Origin of the sequence: Acinetobacter sp. IK31, assembly GCF_035615195.1 — a bacterium.
GTDB classification, from domain to species: domain Bacteria; phylum Pseudomonadota; class Gammaproteobacteria; order Pseudomonadales; family Moraxellaceae; genus Acinetobacter; species Acinetobacter calcoaceticus_C.
The window spans coordinates 1-18,763 of sequence record NZ_JANBOB010000020.1; the positions used below are offsets into that span (position 1 = coordinate 1).

Below are 18,763 nucleotides of genomic sequence, written 5' to 3' on the forward strand. Positions count from 1 at the left end.
GTCGCCGGGTAATCAACACCATCCACATTCACAACCACAGTTGCTGTTGGATCATTGACTGTACCGGTGAGTGCTGGTGTGCTGTCATTGGTTAATAGATCATTCAGGGCTACTGTTGGTGCCAATGCATCAACCACAGCTGTTCCAGGTAATGATGGGTTGCCTGCCGGATCTGTAGCAATCGCTTCAACTTGATCGCCATCATTTAGGCCCGGGTTCGTCACACTCCAGTTACCATCTGGTCCTGCAACAACTGTTGCTGTATTACCATTAGGATAAGTTACAGTCACTGTTGAACCAGGTTCTGCTGTACCTGTAATCGGGTCTGTCCCGTTAACCGGGTTGATCACTGGTGCTGCTGGAGCATCAATATCCAATGTATAAATTTGCGTATCGTTAACAGTACTGCTATTACCTGATGCATCTGTAAACGTTACAGTCGCATCAATTGTTTTATCTGTATCAGCAACTAAACCACTGCCCAGTACGCTTACCGTCCATGTGCCAGATGCACTGTCTACAGTTGCAGTGTAAGTCTGACCATTCACAACAACTGTTACTACAGTATTGGTTGCATCTGCTGGAACGTTTTTCAAAACACCTGTAACGGTGACATTACCTGCTGCTTCTGAAGCATTAATAACGTTATCTGTGGTTACAGAGTCGATTGCAAAATTTACTGATCCTGTATTTGGTGCAGTAGTATCAACTGTCACTACAGCTGTATCAGTACCTTTATTACCAGCTGCATCAGTAGCAGTCACAGTAATGTTATGTGGACCATCGGTTAATACAGGCAGTGTATTGTCTGCAAGCGTCCATGTACCGTTCCCATTGTTTACTGCCGGATAGTCAACACCATCAATAGTGACTACAACAGTCGCTGTTGGGTCACTTACAGTACCCGTTAATGCAGGAGTGCTGTCATTAGTCGACAGATCTTCAAGTGCTACTGTCGGTACTGACGTATCAAGTGTATAAGTTTGTGTGTCATTAACGGTGCTGCTATTACCTGCTGCATCTGTAAACGTTACAGTCGCATCAATTGTTTTATCTGCATCTGCCTCTAAGCCACTGCCAGGCACATTTACTGTCCACGTCCCTGCTGCACTATCTACAGTTGCAGTATAAGTCACCCCATTCACTACAACTGTTACTACAGTATTGATCGCATCTGAGGGAATATTTTTCAGAACACCAGTAATCGTGACATCACTAGCCACTTCTGTTGCATTAATAACATTGTCAGCTGTTACGGAATTAACTTCAAAATCAACTTGATCTGTATTAGGGGCAGCAGTATCAATCGTATATGTTTGCGTATCGTTAACAGTGCTGCTATTACCTGCTGCATCTGTAAACGTCACAGTAGCATCAATCGTTTTATCTGTATCTGCCGTTAAGCCACTGCCCGGTACACTTACTGTCCATGTACCTGCAACCTTGTCTACAGTTGCGGTATAGGTCACCCCATTAATAAGAACTGTAACGGCTGTATTCGCCGCATCTGTTGGAATATTTTTAAGAACACCAGTAATCGTAACGTTACCAGCTGCTTCTGATGAGTTGATTACATTATCAGATGTAACTGGATTAACCGAAAAAGTTACCCCATCTGTATTTGGTGGTGTTGTGTCGGTAGGTGTTGAAGAGCCGTCATCATCGCTATCACTGTTTGATGCTGCTGCAATGATACCACCCGCAACTAATGGGATAGCCCATAACCATGGGTTTATGCCCGCATCGTGGTAAAGCAATGGTTCAATTGAAGAAATAGGCTGATAAATAACATCAGACACCAACTCTTGTGGTGCCTCTGCAGGTAAAGCCGCTGGTAAATCTTCGGCTACGAGTGCTTGTGGGTCAACATCACTGTCGGCATCCGCATCGGCATCCGCATCCGCGTCTGCATCATTTTCAGCATCTTTGAATTTTGCCCAGATTAGCTGTCCATTTTCGTCTTGAAAAACAAGGCTGTTATCTTTAGGCTCAGCTGTTCCACTAAAAAAGCCTTCAATAACAATAGTCTCACCATTTTTCAGGCGAATGACTGCATTGGTTCCCTCTCTATTTACTACCAATACATCACTGGCAGCAACTTTTACCAATACGACCGACGCTTCTGTAAGCGAAGCAGAAGTTCCCTTGATGGTTGACAAGGTGTCGTGACTATCCTTGGCAATTATTTGTATTTCAGGCATATCTGTATTCCTTTTATATTATTGATTTAAATGATTTTATGTATAATTCTTTTTACTTAATGTTTTCAAGTTTTTGACCTACAACTTAAAAACATTAAGTAATGTGATCATTTTTACATTAACCACTTTAAAATAAAAAAAACAAATACTAAAGTACCTACAGAAAAAATTTTAATTAATACAAATTATATATAAGTCTTTTTTAAGTTTATCTTGTGTTAATTTAAGGAAAAACCACCTTAAATGTTTTATATATAAAACAAATTTCTTATTTTATTATTTACCATTTATTGAAATGTCATTTAATTAAAATACTCATATAACAATTATTAATATCTTAATAAAATAAAATATATTATTAATGATACATATAGAAAAAAAAGGCTTTAGGTAATATTTTACTATTACACTAAAACCTAATTTTTAAATATCTTATAAAATTTAAAACTGCAAATATTTAGAAATTATCAGGACTCTCAAATCGTTTTACTTCTTGTAACTTATTTGGGTCATGCATTGTTGCAATTCCATCTTCAGTTTTTTGGTCTACCAGAATATCTGGATTAAAAACGGTAATTGTTTCTCTACCCAGCGCATCCTCTCCAACAATATATTGAAAGCCTCTCCGATTCATCTTATGACACAATCTTTGATATAGACCTTTTAAGCCTTCGGTTTCTTCATTGGGATTGTAATAAAAAGCATTCATCACAGCTGGCAAACCCAGACCGCACACAATGCCCGATAGCAATACACTAATAAAAGTATAGCCAATCAAGATACTGCTATATGGACTTAATGCGGGAATATTGGCAACTGCCAAAATCAATGCAAGTGAAATCCCCCCTCGTACTCCACCCCAAGATAAAATGGTTAAACTACCATTATAACTTTTCATTTTCCGCATGTTCGGGAAAAAGGCAAAAGCCATGAAGTTGGCCGCAAAACGAGAGATATGTAGAATAAAGAACGCAACAATACCGCCTAAAATTAGGCTGAAGTTTAAATCAAGAATAAATAACTCTAAGCCAATTAAAGTAAACAGGAATGAGTTGATGATTCCTTCTACGGTATGCCAAAAATGATTAACTTCTTGAATCTCGCGCTCTTCTCGTATTTCTTTCCATTTGTTTCCAACAATTAAACCACCGATTACACAAGCAATTGGTGCTGATGCATGCGCAAACAAAGCAACCAAATATGCTCCACTCGCGAGCAAAGCTGTTGTTAAAATTAGGGACTCCATTTCGTGTTTACCACGTAATAGACGTAACACCCCTACCCCAAATGCCCAACCAATCCCGACAGCGACAACAATTTCATAGAGTAAAGCCTCTAATGTTGCCACTAACGAGAAATGTTCACCCTGTAAAACGTTGAGTAAAGTCATAAATAATGCAATACACATCGCATCATTAAATAGTGACTCACCTTCTAGCTTAACAATCAAATGATGTGGTGCACGTATCGAACTAAGCACACCTTTAATTCCAATTGGGTCTGTTGCCCCTAAAGCTGCACCTAAAAGTAAAAGCACCAAAATCGGCACATGGTATCCAACCAATAGCTGGAATCCGTAGAGCAATCCACCAAATAAAACGGCGCAAATGACTAATGCAATGGTGGCCAAAATACTAATTTGCTTCCAGTAGCTTCTTAAATCAGAAATTTTAAATTTAAGTGCAGAGGAAGTTAGAATAAAACAGATGACACCATTAATTAAAAAATCATAAAAATCGATATGCCGTACTGCTTCTTCAATATTATGAATATTGATAGTAATAAACTGGTTACCGTTTAATAGGCTTGCACCCCATTGCAAGATGAAGACAAAAATTGCTGAGACCAGCGGTACACCAATAGCCTGTGGAAAGCCTAAAATGCGCTTATTAAAGATCGTGGTTGCTATTGATAATGCAAAAACCACTGTGAATGCTTGTAGTAGAAAAAAATTACCCATGAATACCCTTCTTCTGGGTCAACGACCAAATAAGAGAAACTTTGTTAGATCGACCAAACTTAATAAAAAAACTGGCATGAAGAATGCCATAATCATAAAAACAGAAATTAGGACACAAGTTTAACGAATTGAATGAACAATCTATCACTCTGTTAAATTTCTTAACATTATTTATAGTTATAAGTTAAAGAAAAATGGATGAGCTTCTTAAATATGTTTAACAAGACTCATCCTATAAAAGATTAAACTGGATTATTAAAAGTATCGCATTGGTTAATATCACCAGTTTTTAAACCAACCTGAAACCAGCGCATTCGCTGTTCACTACTACCATGAGTAAAGCTATCTGGAACAACCTGACCAGTAGAGCGCTTCTGTAAATAATCATCTCCAATTTTTTGAGCAGCATCCATCGCTTCTTCAATATCGCCTTGCTCTAAAAATTGAGTTCGCTGTTGATTATGACTCGCCCAAATTCCCGCTAAACAGTCAGCTTGTAATTCTTGACGAACAGATAATTGGTTACCTTCTGTTTGACTTGCTTGCGCACGGGCTTGTTGTACTTGTGAAGAAATACCAAGCAAGGTTTGAACATGGTGTCCTACCTCATGTGCGACAACATAAGCTTGGGCAAAATCCCCAGCTTGATCTTGCCTAGATAGTTCACTTTGATTTTGCTCACCAGAAATTCCCATTTGCTGACGCATATCTTTGAAAAATTCTGTATCGATATAAACCTTCTGGTCTGCCGGGCAATAAAATGGTCCCATGGCAGATTGAGCAGTACCACACCCAGACTGAATCATTCCACTAAACAACACTAATCTTGGCGGCGTATAGATTTTACCTAACTGTTTAAATATAGGAGTCCACGTATCCTCTGTATCAGCCAAAACCGTTCCAACAAAATCAGAGGCTTCTTTTTGCTCGGCTGTTAAACTTTCCGGTGCAGTTGCATTTGACTGCTGTGATGCAGTGACCTGCTGAGTTGCCTGATAAGCTTGTTGGGGATCCACCCCAAAAAACTTCCACGCAACAAATGCAACAACCAAACCAATAATACTGATACCACCTGCTCTAGCACCGCCACCACCTCGGCGATCTTCAACATTGGTACTAATTCGACGACCTTTCCAGCGCATAATTTCCCTCTTCTTTTTAGAATGGCATCATGAACCCGATGCTTTTTTAGGCCACATTTTTTGTATTAAGCTTACGATTAATAGAACAATTGCACCAGCAACCAATCCTATTCCAAAGTTAATCAATGTTGGTGTTAAAGCACCAATGATATTTCCTACCGCTGGTATAGTTTCTACATGATCCACTGTACTTTCAGTCAGATGATGAAGTAATGGAATGGTATGGTTAATGATCCCTCCCCCTACCAAAAACATCGCAATAGTGCCCACGATCGAAAGTAATTTCATCAAAATAGGTGCAAATGCAAGCAAGCCACGGCCTAAAGTCTGCTTAAAAGAAGCCGTTTGATTTGTTAAATATAATCCCAGATCATCAATCTTAACAATCATGGCAACCAAGCCATAAACACCAATCGTCATCATAATTGCAATAACACTTAGGACGCTTACCTTAGTCATTAAAGTAGCTGTAGCAACTGTACCGAGGGTAATTACGACAATTTCTGCAGATAAAATAAAGTCTGTCCGAACAGCACCTTTAATTTTATCTTTTTCAAATGTTGCTAAGTCTAATTCTTCGTTTTCAAGCTCTGCTTTGGCCTCCTCAGGAGTTGAGGACTTTTTATGCATAAAAGTATGAATAACTTTTTCCACACCTTCATAACATAAAAACAAACCACCTAGCATTAACAAGGGGTTAATGAGCCAAGGCGCAATCACACTAATTAATAGTGCTAAAGGTACTAAAATGAGTTTGTTAACAAATGAACCCTTCGCTACCTTCCAAACGATAGGTAATTCTCGGTCTGAGCGGACACCTGTAACTTGCTGAGCATTCAAGGCTAAATCATCACCTAAAACTCCGGCAGTTTTCTTTGCTGCCATTTTACTCATTAAAGCAACATCATCTAAAATCGTTGCAATATCATCTAATAGTAAAAGTAAGCCACTTGCCATTTCTTATCCAAGTTTGTATTTATTGAGACTATTGTAAGATGATTTTTTTTAATTTCTGTAATTTTACTGAATAAATTCACAATATTATTTTAAGAAAAGTTTATCCAATCGCTGACGAAATTTTTTTATTTCCCGTACAATAATGCCAATCTTTTATATTGCAGGGCTTACTACCCCTGATTAAGCCAATAAGACAGTGGAATAAATAATGAGTAATGTTGATCAGCGTCCAATTATTTTGACAGGCGACCGCCCAACCGGACAACTTCATCTCGGGCATTTTGTCGGTTCTTTGCGTTCTCGTGTAGGTTTACAGGATAGCCATCATCAACATCTCTTATTAGCAGATGCACAAGCATTAACAGACAATGCAGATAATCCAGATAAAGTCCGTCGCAATATTTTGGAAGTTGCTCTAGATTATTTAGCTGTAGGCATTGATCCAACAAAAACCACGATTTGCGTACAATCATGCTTGCCAGCACTGAATGAGCTCACCATGCTCTATCTTAACTTCGTAACGGTTGCACGCTTAGAACGTAACCCGACCATTAAGTCTGAAATTCAAATGCGCGGTTTCGAGCGTGACATTCCTGCTGGTTTCCTCTGCTACCCTGTTGCACAAGCTGCTGACATTACTGCTTTTAAAGCAACTGTTGTTCCAGTGGGTGAAGATCAGATTCCAATGATTGAACAAACCAATGAAATTGTACGTCGGATAAATCGTCAAATTGGCCAAGATCTTTTACCAGAATGTAAAGCTTTACTTTCAAATATGGCACGTTTACCTGGTTTTGATGGTAAGGCAAAAATGTCTAAATCATTAGGTAATACCATTGTTTTAAATGCTTCTGATAAAGACATTAAAAAAGCTGTAAACGCAATGTATACCGACCCAAATCATCTTCGTATTGAAGATCCAGGTCAGGTTGAAGGAAACATTGTATTTACTTATTTAGACGCATTTGATCCAAATAAAGAAGAAGTTGAAGAATTAAAAGCGCATTATCGTCGCGGTGGTCTAGGCGATGGAACTGTTAAAAAACGCCTTGAAGGTGTTTTGAAAGAATTGATCAGCCCTATCCGCGAACGTCGTGAAGAACTTGCTAAAGATCCTGACTACATTATGGATGTTTTACGCCAAGGTACAGATAAATGTCGTCTCATTACTCAACAAACTTTAGATGAAGTTAAAGACGGTTTAGGATTATTTAAATTCTAATTCTCTTAAAAACTTAAAGCCCTTCGGGGCTTTTTTTGGCTTATAAGGCTCACTTTTTTAGAATTACTAATGTATCCACTGTCATTCACATGCTTTTACCCTATTAACGTGAAGTAACACTTATTAACGCTAATAGCGATGAAGAATTTCTTAACTATCTCTATTATTCACTATGTAGGTTATTTCGTATGAACCTCACGACATTTCTCCTTAAACCGAAACTGTTTTTACAGATTCGTTGTTCTACGCAATGATCACCCCAATCATTGCGTATTTTTTTGCTTAAATATTTTGTCTTCTTTAGAGATATTATCTTCTTGATTCTTTATTTTTAATTCAATAGATAAAAAAACACCGCATCATTTTCAAATGCGGTGCTTTTTAAGATTCAGAATAAAGCGATTAAGCTAAACCTTTCTCTTTTAAAACTTGCAACATTGTTGAACCAAGTTCAGCAGGGCTACGAGTGTAAGCCATTCCCGCACGTTCAAATGCAGCGAATTTCTCTTCAGCAGTACCTTGACCACCAGAAATGATCGCACCAGCGTGACCCATACGCTTACCTTTAGGTGCAGTTACACCAGCAATGTAACCTACTACAGGCTTAGTCACGTTAGATTTGATGAATTCAGCAGCTTCTTCTTCCGCTGTACCACCGATCTCACCGATCATGATGATAGCATCAGTATCTGGATCGTCTTGGAACAATTGAAGAGCTTCGATTTGGTTCATACCTGGGATTGGGTCACCACCAATACCGATACAAGTAGACTGACCTAAACCAAGCTTAGTTGTTTGAGCAACAGCTTCATAAGTCAATGTACCTGAACGTGAGATGATACCAATACGACCTGGTTGATGAATGTGACCAGGCATAATACCAATCTTACATTCACCCGGAGTGATCACGCCTGGGCAGTTAGGGCCAACTAAACGAGTACCGTTACCGTTAGTTTCTAAGTAGCGTTTTGCTTTAAGCATGTCAATTGTTGGAACACCTTCAGTGATCACAACGATTAGACCAACACCTGAATCAACCGCTTCAACGATAGAGTCTAAAACGAATGGAGCTGGAACATAGATAACAGATGCATCTGCATTTGTTTCACGTACAGCTTCTTTCATTGTGTTGAATACTGGCAAGTCAAGGTGAGTTGTACCACCTTTACCTGGAGTAACACCACCAACAACTTTTGTACCGTAGTCTAAAGCTTGTGCAGAGTGGAATGTACCGTTTTTACCAGTAAAACCTTGTACCAATACTTTAGTGTCTTTATTAATTAATACGCTCATGATTGATACTCCCCTTACGCTTTAACTGCAGCTACAACTTTTTCTGCGGCATCAGACAAGCCGTTCGCAGAAATTAATTTCAAACCAGATTCATCAAGTAATTTAGCACCTAATTCAGCGTTGTTACCTTCTAAACGAACAACAACTGGAACAGTTACGTTTACTTCTTGAACCGCTGCAATAATCGCTTCAGCAATCATGTCACAACGTACGATACCACCAAAGATGTTAATTAAAACACCTTGTACAGATGTATCAGCAAGGATGATTTTGAACGCTTCGATTACACGTTCTTTAGTCGCGCCGCCACCAACGTCAAGGAAGTTTGCAGGTTGACCACCATAAAGTTTAATGATGTCCATAGTTGCCATTGCGAGACCAGCACCGTTAACCATACAACCAATGTTACCTTCTAAAGCAACATAGTTAAGATCAAATTCAGATGCTTTTAATTCACGCTCATTCTCTTGAGACTTGTCACGTAAAGCAGCAACTTTAGGTAAACGGTAAAGCGCGTTAGAGTCGATACCAACTTTTGCATCTACACATAAAATATCGCCATTTTCACGAACTGAAAGTGGGTTAATTTCGAATAATGCAAAGTCATTTTCAACAAATGCTTGGTAAGCAGCAGCCATAATTTTAACAAACTGGCTGATTTGCTTGTCTTTCAAACCTAATGCAAACGCAACTTCACGCGCTTGGAATGGTTGTAAGCCAACTAATGGATCAACTTCAACTTTGATAATTTTTTCTGGAGTTTCTTCTGCAACTTTCTCGATTTCTACACCACCTTCTGTAGAAGCCATGAAAGTAATACGACGGCTAGAACGGTCTACAACCGCACCCAAGTAAAGCTCGCGCTCAACTGGGTATACGTCTTCAGCAACAATAATGCTGTTTACAGGTTGACCATTTGCATCAGTTTGATACGTTACAAGACGAGTACCAATAATGTTGTTTGCAAATTCGATAACATCTTCTTTAGATTTTGCAACTTTAACGCCACCAGCCTTACCGCGACCACCAGCATGAACTTGCGCTTTCATTACCGCGAATTTACCACCAAGCTGTTCGAATGCAGCAACTGCTTCGTCTGCATTGGTTGCCAAGATACCTTCTTGTACCGGCATACCATATTCTTTCAATAACGCTTTAGCTTGATACTCATGTAAGTTCATTTAGTTACCTACTTAACTTTGTTTGTTGTCTTCAATTTGCGCAACATTCTCATGTTGTATATGCAAATTGCTGTCTACCTCTATCACCTTGATGTTTTTTTAATCACACCATCAAATGTGAAAAAGAGCGGAGAACCGCTCTTTATTTTATTTACGCTTACGTTGAATCGCGTGAATTGCACGACCATCTACAGCAAGTGCAGCTTCATGAACAACTTCAGAGAATGTTGGATGACCAAATGTCATTAACTGAAGGTCTTCAACAGAAGATACAAATTCAAGTGCGATCATACCTTGATGTACGATATCAGATGCAGCAGGTCCAATGACATGCATACCTAATAAACGGTCAGTTTTTGCATCAGCAACAAACTTAACGAAACCTGCACCTTCACCCGCAGCTAAAGCACGACCATTTACCGCAAAACCGAATTGACCAGTTTTAACTTCATGACCTTTTTCTTTAGCTTGTTCTTCAGTTAAACCAACCCATGCCGCTTCCGGATGTGTATAGATAACAGAAATGATTGTGTCATAGTTCACTTGAGCTGCATGACCGTGGATACGCTCAACAGCCATTACACCTTCTTCCATTGCTTTATGAGCAAGCATTGGACCACGAACCAAGTCACCAATTGCATATACACCTTCTACAGAAGTTGCACAGTAATCATTAACTTCAACTAGACCACGTTCAGTCAATTTAATGCCTGAATCATCTGCCAATAAACCTTCTGCATAAGCTTTACGGCCTACACAAACGATTAATTTGTCAAAAGTCTGAGTTTTTTCTTCGCCACCTTGAGTGTATTTAACAGTCACTTCACGACCATTAACTTCAGTACCAGCAACTTTAGCACCAATACGAATATCAAGACCTTGCTTAGTTAAAAGTTTTTGGTAGTCTTTTGCCAAAGCTTTATCAGCCATTGGTAAAAATGCATCCATTGCTTCAAATACAACAACTTCAGAACCAAGACGACGCCAAACGGAACCAAGCTCTAAACCGATTACACCAGCACCAATAACACCTAAACGTTTAGGTACTTCTGGGAAGTTTAATGCGCCAGTTGAATCAACAATAATATCTTGATCTACAGGAGCTACTGGAATATTTACAGGTACAGAGCCAGATGCAAGAATCACATATTTAGGTTCTAAAACTTGAGTTTCACCTTCATGTGAAACAAACTCAACTTTTTTACCAGCAAGTAATTTACCAGTACCTTTTAACCACTCAATACCATTGCCTTTAAGCAATTGATCGATACCACCAGTTAATTGGTCAACAATTTTGTCTTTACGAGCAAGAAGCTTAGCAAGATCAAAATTCACTTCACCTGTAGTAATACCGTGATCAGCTAAATGATGCACTGTATCTTCATAACGATGTGAAGAGTCAAGTAATGCTTTAGAAGGAATACAACCTACGTTTAAGCATGTACCACCTAAAGATGGCTTACCGTTATGAATACGTTTTTCGATACAAGCGACTTTAAAACCTAGTTGAGCAGCGCGAATCGCAGCTTCATAACCACCAGGACCACCGCCAATAACAACAAGATCAAATTGTTGAGACATTGTTTATCTCCATGGTCCGAGATAGAGGATCACTCTATCTCGGTAATATTATTCGAAGAAATTAAAGATCAAGGATGAGTTTAGCTGGTTCTTCTAACAATTCTTTGATTGCTACCAAGAAACCTACTGCTTCTTTACCATCGATCATACGGTGGTCATAAGAAAGCGCTAAATACATCATTGGCAAGATTTCAACTTGACCATTTACTGCCATAGGACGCTCTTGGATTTTGTGCATACCCAAGATACCAGTTTGTGGCTGATTCAAAATTGGAGTTGAAAGTAATGAACCGAAAGTACCACCGTTAGTGATAGTGAAAGTACCACCAGTCATTTCTTCGATAGATAACTTACCATCACGTGCTTTAGCAGCATAAGCACCAATACCTGCTTCAACTTCTGCATAGCTCATACGATCAGTATCACGTAATACTGGAACAACAAGACCACGATCAGAAGATACTGCAACACCGATGTCATAGTAACCATGATAAACAATATCATCGCCATCAATTGAAGCATTTACCGCAGGATAGCGCTTAAGTGCTTCAGTTACAGCTTTAACAAAGAATGACATGAAGCCTAAACGAGCACCATGGCGCTTTTCAAACGCATCTTTATATTGCTTACGCAATTCCATGATTGGCTTCATGTTAACTTCGTTAAATGTAGTTAACATTGCAGTTTCTTGAGTTGCAGAAAGAAGGCGCTCAGCTACACGCTTACGTAAACGAGTCATTGGAACGCGTTTTTCGATACGCTCACCAACAGCTACGCTTAACGGAGTAACGTTAGCAGCTGGTTTAGCTTGATGGTTTGTCACATCTTCTTTCGTGATACGACCACCACGACCAGTACCTTGTACGTCAGCAGCAGCAATACCAGTTTCAGACAAAGCTTTACGAACTGCAGGAGCTTGACCAGATACAGCTTCAGTGCGCTCAACAACAGGAGCTGCACCAGCTTGAGTTTGAGCAACTGCTTGCTCTACTGCAGGAGCAGCCGCTGCACCAGCACCAGCTTCAAACTGAGCAATTACTTCGTCAGAAAGAACTGTATCGCCTTCACCTTTAATGATTGCAACTAAGCTACCATCTGCAGGAGCAACCACTTCTAAAACAACTTTGTCGGTTTCAATATCACAGATCACTTCATCACGTGATACAGGTTCACCCACCTTTTTGTGCCAAGTTGCGATGGTTCCATCTGCAACTGACTCTGGGAATACCGGTGCTTTAATTTCGGTTGCCATTATTGAGAATCTCCTGATTGTTCAGCTTCGAGTGCCAATGCATCATTAATTAGCTGAGCTTGTTGTTTTGCATGCAAGTACGGTGAGCCACAAGCTGGTGCAGCAGAAGCTTCACGACCTGCAAAACTGATACGGATTTGTTTGCCAGATTTTAAAATATCGTCGTATAAACGCGGTGCGATAAATAACCAAGCGCCTTGGTTCTTCGGCTCTTCTTGGGTCCAAACAAGTTCTTTCACGTTTGGATATGCAGCCAAGATTTCCGCAAGACGTTGTTCTGGATATGGATATAACTGTTCAATACGTACGATTGCAACGTTAGTTAAGTTTTGTTCACGACGTTTTTCAAGTAAGTCGTAATAAACTTTACCACCACAAAGTACAAGACGAGTTACATCTGACTTGTTAATTTGATCAACTTCATCAATTACAGTCTGGAATGAACCATTTGCAAGCTCTTCTAAAGTAGAAGTAGCAAGTTTATGACGAAGTAAAGATTTTGGTGACATTACAATCAATGGCTTACGAATTGGGCGTACAGCTTGACGACGTAATGCATGGAAAATCTGTGCAGGTGTCGTTGGAGTGATCACTTGCATGTTATCTTCAGCACATAACTGTAAGAAACGTTCTAAACGAGCTGATGAGTGCTCTGGACCTTGACCTTCGAAACCGTGTGGTAACAACATTGTTAAACCACAAACTCGTTCCCACTTAGTCTCGCCAGAAGCAATAAACTGGTCAATTACAACCTGAGCACAGTTTACAAAGTCGCCAAATTGCGCTTCCCAAATGATTAAGCTCTTAGGAATTGTAGTTGCATAACCATATTCAAATGCAAGAACAGCTTCTTCAGATAATAAAGAATCATAAATTGCAAAACGAGACTGGTTTTCTTTGACATTGCAAAGTGGAATATACGTTGATCCATCTACTTGGTTATGCAATTTTGCATGACGGTGTGAGAATGTACCACGCCCAACGTCTTCACCAGTAATACGAACAAGGTAATCTTCATCAATCAAGGTTGCGTAAGCTAAAGTTTCAGCAGCACCCCAGTTCAATGCAGTTTCACCAGTTTGCATTTTCACACGATCTTCAATAACTTTTTGCACTTGACGCTGCATAACAAATCCTTCCGGAAGTTTGCTCATGCCCTCGCCTAATTCTTTTAAGCGATTCAAGTCAAATGAAGTATCCCAATCGTCTGTATAGTCATGGCCCAAATAAGGCGTCCAATCAACAAACATTTTTGTATTTGGTTCAAGTACTAAAGCGTTTGCAACATGGTTTCCGGCTTCTAAATCTGCACGGTAATCTTCAACCATTTGGTCTGCTTCAGCACGATCAATTACTTTGTTTTGAACAAGCTGATCTGCATAGAGTGTACGAGTTGTTGCTTTTTTAGCAATCACTTGGTACATCAATGGTTGTGTACCAGATGGCTCATCTGCTTCGTTATGACCACGACGACGGTAACAGAACAAGTCAAGCACAACATCTTTACGGAATTCGTGACGGAAATCATGTGCTAATTGAGTAGCAAAGATTACTGCTTCAGGATCATCGCCATTCACATGGAAGATTGGCGTCTGAATCATTTTTGCAACGTCAGTACAATATTCAGTAGAACGCGCATCACGTGGATCAGAAGTTGTAAAACCAACTTGGTTGTTCACGATAATGTGTACAGTACCACCAACCGTATAGCCACGAGTTTGTGACATCTGGAAGGTTTCCATGTTCACACCTTGACCTGCAAATGCAGCATCACCATGAACAATTACTGGCAATACATCATCACCGCCGATGTCTCTACGACGCACTTGACGTGCACGTACAGAACCTTCAACTACAGGACCAACGATTTCCAAGTGAGATGGGTTAAATGCTAATGCCAAGTGAACTTCGCCACCAGGAGTCATTACATTACTTGAGAAACCTTGATGGTATTTAACGTCGCCAGAACCTTTCTTATGAATAGCTTTACCTTCAAACTCGCCAAACAAGTCTGCAGGGTTTTTACCCATAATATTAACAAGAAGGTTTAAACGGCCACGGTGTGGCATACCAATAACAACTTCTTTACAACCAACAGTACCAGCACGTTGAATGATTTCATTCACCATAGGAATAAAAGATTCACCACCTTCCACACCAAAGCGTTTAGCACCAACGTATTTATTACCTAGGTATTTTTCAAGCCCTTCTGCAGCGGTTAAACGCTCCAAGAACCCTTTCTTTTGATCATTTGTAAAATTAAGCTGACCACGAACACTTTCAAGACGTTGCTGAATCCAACGCTTTTCTTTTGTGTCCACGATATGCATATATTCAACACCGATTGAACCACAATAGATTGCTTCCATTGCTTCAATCATTTCACCAAGCGTTGCTTCGCTTTTGCCAATCTCAAGATTGCCTGTGTTGAATACTGTGTCTAAATCTGATTTGGTTAAACCATGTGCTGAAAGTTCTAAATCAGGAATATCTTCACGCTTAGCAAGACCTAATGGATCTAATTTAGCTTTTTGATGTCCGCGATTACGATAAGCAGCAATAAGTTGTAAAACGCCAATTTGACGACGTTCATGCTCAGTACTTACCGTACTTTGTACAACAGGTTGAACACGATTAGCATTACGTCCTAGTAATAGGAATTGCTCACGCACAGCGCCGTGTGGTTGGTCACCCTTTGGATATTTATCGAAATATTGGCGCCAGTCCTCAGCTACAGAGGTTGGGGAAGACAGGTACTGCTCGTAAAGTTCTTCAATATACGCTGCACTATCAGCGGAAAGTTCAGTGTCAAGACGCAATGCGTCAGCAACTTCTTGCATTTGTGGACCCATTTCCTATTGCAAAAAATATTACAGGCTGCCTTTTAAGCACACCCATGATGCATAATGCCGAATTGGTAAAAAAGGCATTACTTACCCAACAGGTCTTTACGACCATGGGGCGTCATACTACCTAGAGAGGAAACTCCATAGGTAATTAATGAATCACAACACCCTCAATGGCATCATCACTCACCTTATACTCGATTAAAACCGAGCAATTTTTTGCAAATCTTTTTAGAAAAATTAACTTTAAAATTAACTTTTCTAAAATGACTTTAACCATAAAAATTAAGCACAGATCTAAGATCGTGCTACTTAAATTAATTCCACTAGTATACGCTTTTTTCACCTATAACTTTGTGGCAAATCGTATCATGTTCTTAACGAACGATTGATTTTTTTGACACATACCACCTATAAATTGGCGAAATACATAGGCGATTTTATCTTTTAATATATGGTGCAATATATAAAAACCTCATCTTTTTCGACCAAAGTCTAAAGTTTACATTATAAAGTTAAAAAAAAACGCACATCAAGGATGTGCGCTCTCTATTTGTGCAGAATTAACCCGCTTGATCTAATAGCATATTACGGATGTGACCGATTGCTTTTGTAGGATTTAGACCTTTAGGACATACTGACACACAGTTCATGATACCCTTACAACGGAACAAACTGAATGGATCGTCAAGACGAGACAAACGGTCTGCAGTAGCAGTATCACGAGAATCAATAATAAAACGGTATGCATTCAACAATGCTGAAGGACCCAAGAACTTGTCAGGGTTCCACCAGAATGATGGACATGAAGTTGAACAACATGCACAAAGAATACATTCATACAAACCGTTTAAGTGTTCACGCTCTTCTGGAGATTGTAAACGCTCTTTAGGTGGAGCTGGTTGGTTATTGATCAAGAATGGCTGAATCTTGTCATATTGATCATAGAATTGGTTCATATCAACAACCAAATCTTTAACTACCGGCAAACCTGGTAATGGACGAATTACGATTTTCTCTGGTAAATCATTTAGGTTTTCTAAACAAGCCAAACCATTTTTACCATTGATATTCACACCATCCGAACCACAAATACCTTCACGGCAAGAGCGACGGAATGTTAACGTTTCGTCTTGAACTTTCAATGCAAGCAATGCATCAAGCAACATACGGTGCTTATCAGTCAATTCAAGCTTAAAAGTTTGCATGTACGGCGCTTTATCCTTATCAGGATCATAGCGGTAGATTTCGAATGTACGAGTACCTCTACTCATCTTTATACTCCCGATTAGAATGTACGTGGTGCTGGCGGAATTGCATCAACAGTCAACGGTTTGAAGCGCACTGGCTTATATTCCAAACGGTTATCTGATGAATACCATAACGTATGTTTCATCCACTCATCATCACGGCGGCCGTATGAATAAGTTGGGTGATCAGCTGGTAATTCATAATCAACTACAGTATGCGCACCACGACACTCTTTACGCGCAGCAGCTGAAATCAGAGTTGCTTTTGCAACTTCATACAAGTTTTCAACTTCAAGTGCTTCAACACGCGCAGTATTAAATACTCTAGATTTATCTTTCAAGTGGATATTACGCACACGTGGCTCAAGAGCAAGAATCTCTTTTACACCTTTATCAAGCAAAGCTTGGGTACGGAATACACCAGCGTGATCTTGAACGATATCACGAATTGCATCAGCAACTTCTTGAGCATTCTCACCAGCAGTTGAGTCATCCAACTTACGTACACGAGCTAGTGTTTGCCCTAATACGTCTGTTGGAAGTGGTGCATATTCATCACCATGATGCTTAGTTACGTAATCGATAATGTGCTCACCAGCAGCTTTACCAAATACAACCAAGTCAAGAAGTGAGTTAGTACCTAAACGGTTTGCACCATGTACAGATACACAAGAACATTCACCAATTGCATAGAAACCTTTTACAGGTTTAGTGTAGTTATCTGTACCCACTTCAGGCAAACATACCTGACCATGCATATTCGTAGGAATACCACCCATTTGATAATGGATTGTTGGTACTACAGGAATTGCTTCTTTTGTAATATCAACGTTTGCGAATTTTTTACCAATCTCAAATACAGATGGTAAACGCTTCATGATTGTTTCAGCGCCCAAGTGAGTCATATCAAGTAAGATATAATCACCTTTTGGACCACAACCACGACCTTCTTTAATTTCTTGGTCCATAGAACGTGAAACGAAGTCACGTGGAGCCAAGTCTTTTAAAGTCGGTGCATAACGTTCCATGAACGGTTCGCCGTCTTTATTACGAAGGATTGCACCCTCACCACGACAACCTTCAGTCAGCAATACACCAGCGCCCGCAACACCCGTTGGGTGGAACTGCCAGAACTCCATATCTTGCAATGGAATACCAGCACGAGCAGCCATACCAAGACCGTCACCAGTGTTGATATAAGCATTCGTTGATGCACGATAAACACGACCAGCACCACCAGTAGCAAATAATGTCGCTTTTGCTTGGAATACTGAAATGTTACCAGTTTCTTGGTCAATCGCTGTTACACCAAGAACATCACCAGCTTCGTTACGGATCAAATCAAGAGCGATCCACTCAACGAAGAACTGAGTACCCATTTTCACGTTGCTTTGATAAAGCGTGTGCAATAATGCATGACCTGTACGGTCCGCAGCTGCACAAGCACGTGGAACTGGTTTATCACCATAGTTAGCAGAGTGACCACCGAACGGGCGTTGGTAAATTGTACCATCAGCGTTACGGTCAAACGGCATACCCATGTGTTCAAGTTCATACACAACTTTTGGCGCTTCACGACACATAAATTCAATTGCGTCTTGGTCACCCAACCAGTCAGAACCTTTTACTGTATCGTAAAAATGGAAATGCCAGTTATCTTCTTGCATATTACCTAACGACGCACCGATACCACCTTGAGCAGCTACAGTGTGCGAACGTGTCGGGAAAACTTTAGTGAGTACTGCAACCTTCAAACCTGCTTGAGCAAGTTGGTAAGATGCACGCATACCAGAACCACCACCACCAACGATAACTGCATCGAAAGTGAGGTTTTGAATATTTGAATAATCTTCTTTAGGGGTTATCGCGCCCATGATG

At 39.9% G+C, this 18,763-nt stretch carries 13 protein-coding genes; 1 reads left to right on the top strand and 12 read right to left on the bottom strand.

All coding sequences use genetic code 11. The annotated features are described in order from the left end of the window. The 4 genes from MSG66_RS12015 to MSG66_RS12030 form a co-directional block, all read right to left on the bottom strand. Nucleotides 1–2,201: Ig-like domain-containing protein (locus MSG66_RS12015; protein WP_324654232.1), on the bottom strand; the 2,201-nt coding region annotated here is incomplete at its 3' end. Between the two features lie 457 nt (nt 2,202–2,658). Continuing rightward, nucleotides 2,659–4,161, bottom strand: a complete 1,503-nt coding sequence (locus tag MSG66_RS12020) for a cation:proton antiporter (RefSeq protein ID WP_042897582.1) — start codon at nt 4,159–4,161, stop codon at nt 2,659–2,661. A gap of 242 nt (nt 4,162–4,403) precedes the next feature. Next, on the bottom strand, nt 4,404–5,303 hold the full coding sequence (locus MSG66_RS12025) for a neutral zinc metallopeptidase (protein ID WP_324654233.1): 900 nt from the start codon (nt 5,301–5,303) through the stop codon (nt 4,404–4,406). 27 nt (nt 5,304–5,330) lie between these two features. Further along, nucleotides 5,331–6,260, bottom strand: coding sequence for a DUF808 domain-containing protein (locus MSG66_RS12030; RefSeq protein WP_324654234.1), 930 nt, complete (start codon nt 6,258–6,260; stop codon nt 5,331–5,333). A gap of 208 nt (nt 6,261–6,468) precedes the next feature. Between MSG66_RS12030 and trpS the strand changes: the two genes are divergently transcribed. Then, entirely contained in the window at nt 6,469–7,482 is a 1,014-nt protein-coding gene (trpS, locus tag MSG66_RS12035) for a tryptophan--tRNA ligase (RefSeq protein WP_016137032.1), read from the top strand. 402 nt (nt 7,483–7,884) lie between these two features. Here the strand turns inward: trpS and sucD are convergent, their stop codons facing one another. The 8 genes from sucD to sdhA all read right to left on the bottom strand — a co-directional run bounded on the left by sucD (nt 7,885) and on the right by sdhA (nt 18,759). Further along, nucleotides 7,885–8,775, bottom strand: a complete 891-nt coding sequence (gene sucD, locus MSG66_RS12040) for a succinate--CoA ligase subunit alpha (protein ID WP_003655479.1) — start codon at nt 8,773–8,775, stop codon at nt 7,885–7,887. A gap of 14 nt (nt 8,776–8,789) precedes the next feature. Continuing rightward, on the bottom strand, nt 8,790–9,956 hold the full coding sequence (sucC, locus tag MSG66_RS12045) for an ADP-forming succinate--CoA ligase subunit beta (protein WP_003655470.1): 1,167 nt from the start codon (nt 9,954–9,956) through the stop codon (nt 8,790–8,792). 147 nt (nt 9,957–10,103) lie between these two features. Further along, nucleotides 10,104–11,537: a dihydrolipoyl dehydrogenase gene (gene lpdA / locus MSG66_RS12050; protein ID WP_042897586.1), complete on the bottom strand. Its 1,434-nt coding sequence runs from the start codon at nt 11,535–11,537 to the stop codon at nt 10,104–10,106. A gap of 61 nt (nt 11,538–11,598) precedes the next feature. Continuing rightward, nucleotides 11,599–12,789, bottom strand: coding sequence for a 2-oxoglutarate dehydrogenase complex dihydrolipoyllysine-residue succinyltransferase (gene odhB, locus MSG66_RS12055; protein ID WP_133972066.1), 1,191 nt, complete (start codon nt 12,787–12,789; stop codon nt 11,599–11,601). Then, on the bottom strand, nt 12,789–15,629 hold the full coding sequence (locus tag MSG66_RS12060) for a 2-oxoglutarate dehydrogenase E1 component (RefSeq protein WP_133972065.1): 2,841 nt from the start codon (nt 15,627–15,629) through the stop codon (nt 12,789–12,791). Before MSG66_RS12060 ends, odhB begins: the two co-directional genes overlap by 1 nt. A gap of 157 nt (nt 15,630–15,786) precedes the next feature. Further along, nucleotides 15,787–15,915 (bottom strand): hypothetical protein, encoded by a 129-nt coding sequence (locus MSG66_RS12070; protein WP_002116082.1) that lies wholly within the window; start codon nt 15,913–15,915, stop codon nt 15,787–15,789. A 283-nt stretch (nt 15,916–16,198) separates the two neighbouring features. Beyond that, complete coding sequence (locus MSG66_RS12075) at nt 16,199–16,909, bottom strand: succinate dehydrogenase iron-sulfur subunit (protein ID WP_003655458.1); 711 nt, start codon at nt 16,907–16,909, stop codon at nt 16,199–16,201. A gap of 14 nt (nt 16,910–16,923) precedes the next feature. Beyond that, nucleotides 16,924–18,759 carry a succinate dehydrogenase flavoprotein subunit gene (gene sdhA / locus MSG66_RS12080; RefSeq protein ID WP_042897590.1) on the bottom strand — a complete coding sequence of 612 codons (1,836 nt, stop codon included), beginning with the start codon at nt 18,757–18,759 and terminating at the stop codon, nt 16,924–16,926. Nucleotides 18,760–18,763 lie beyond the last annotated feature (4 nt).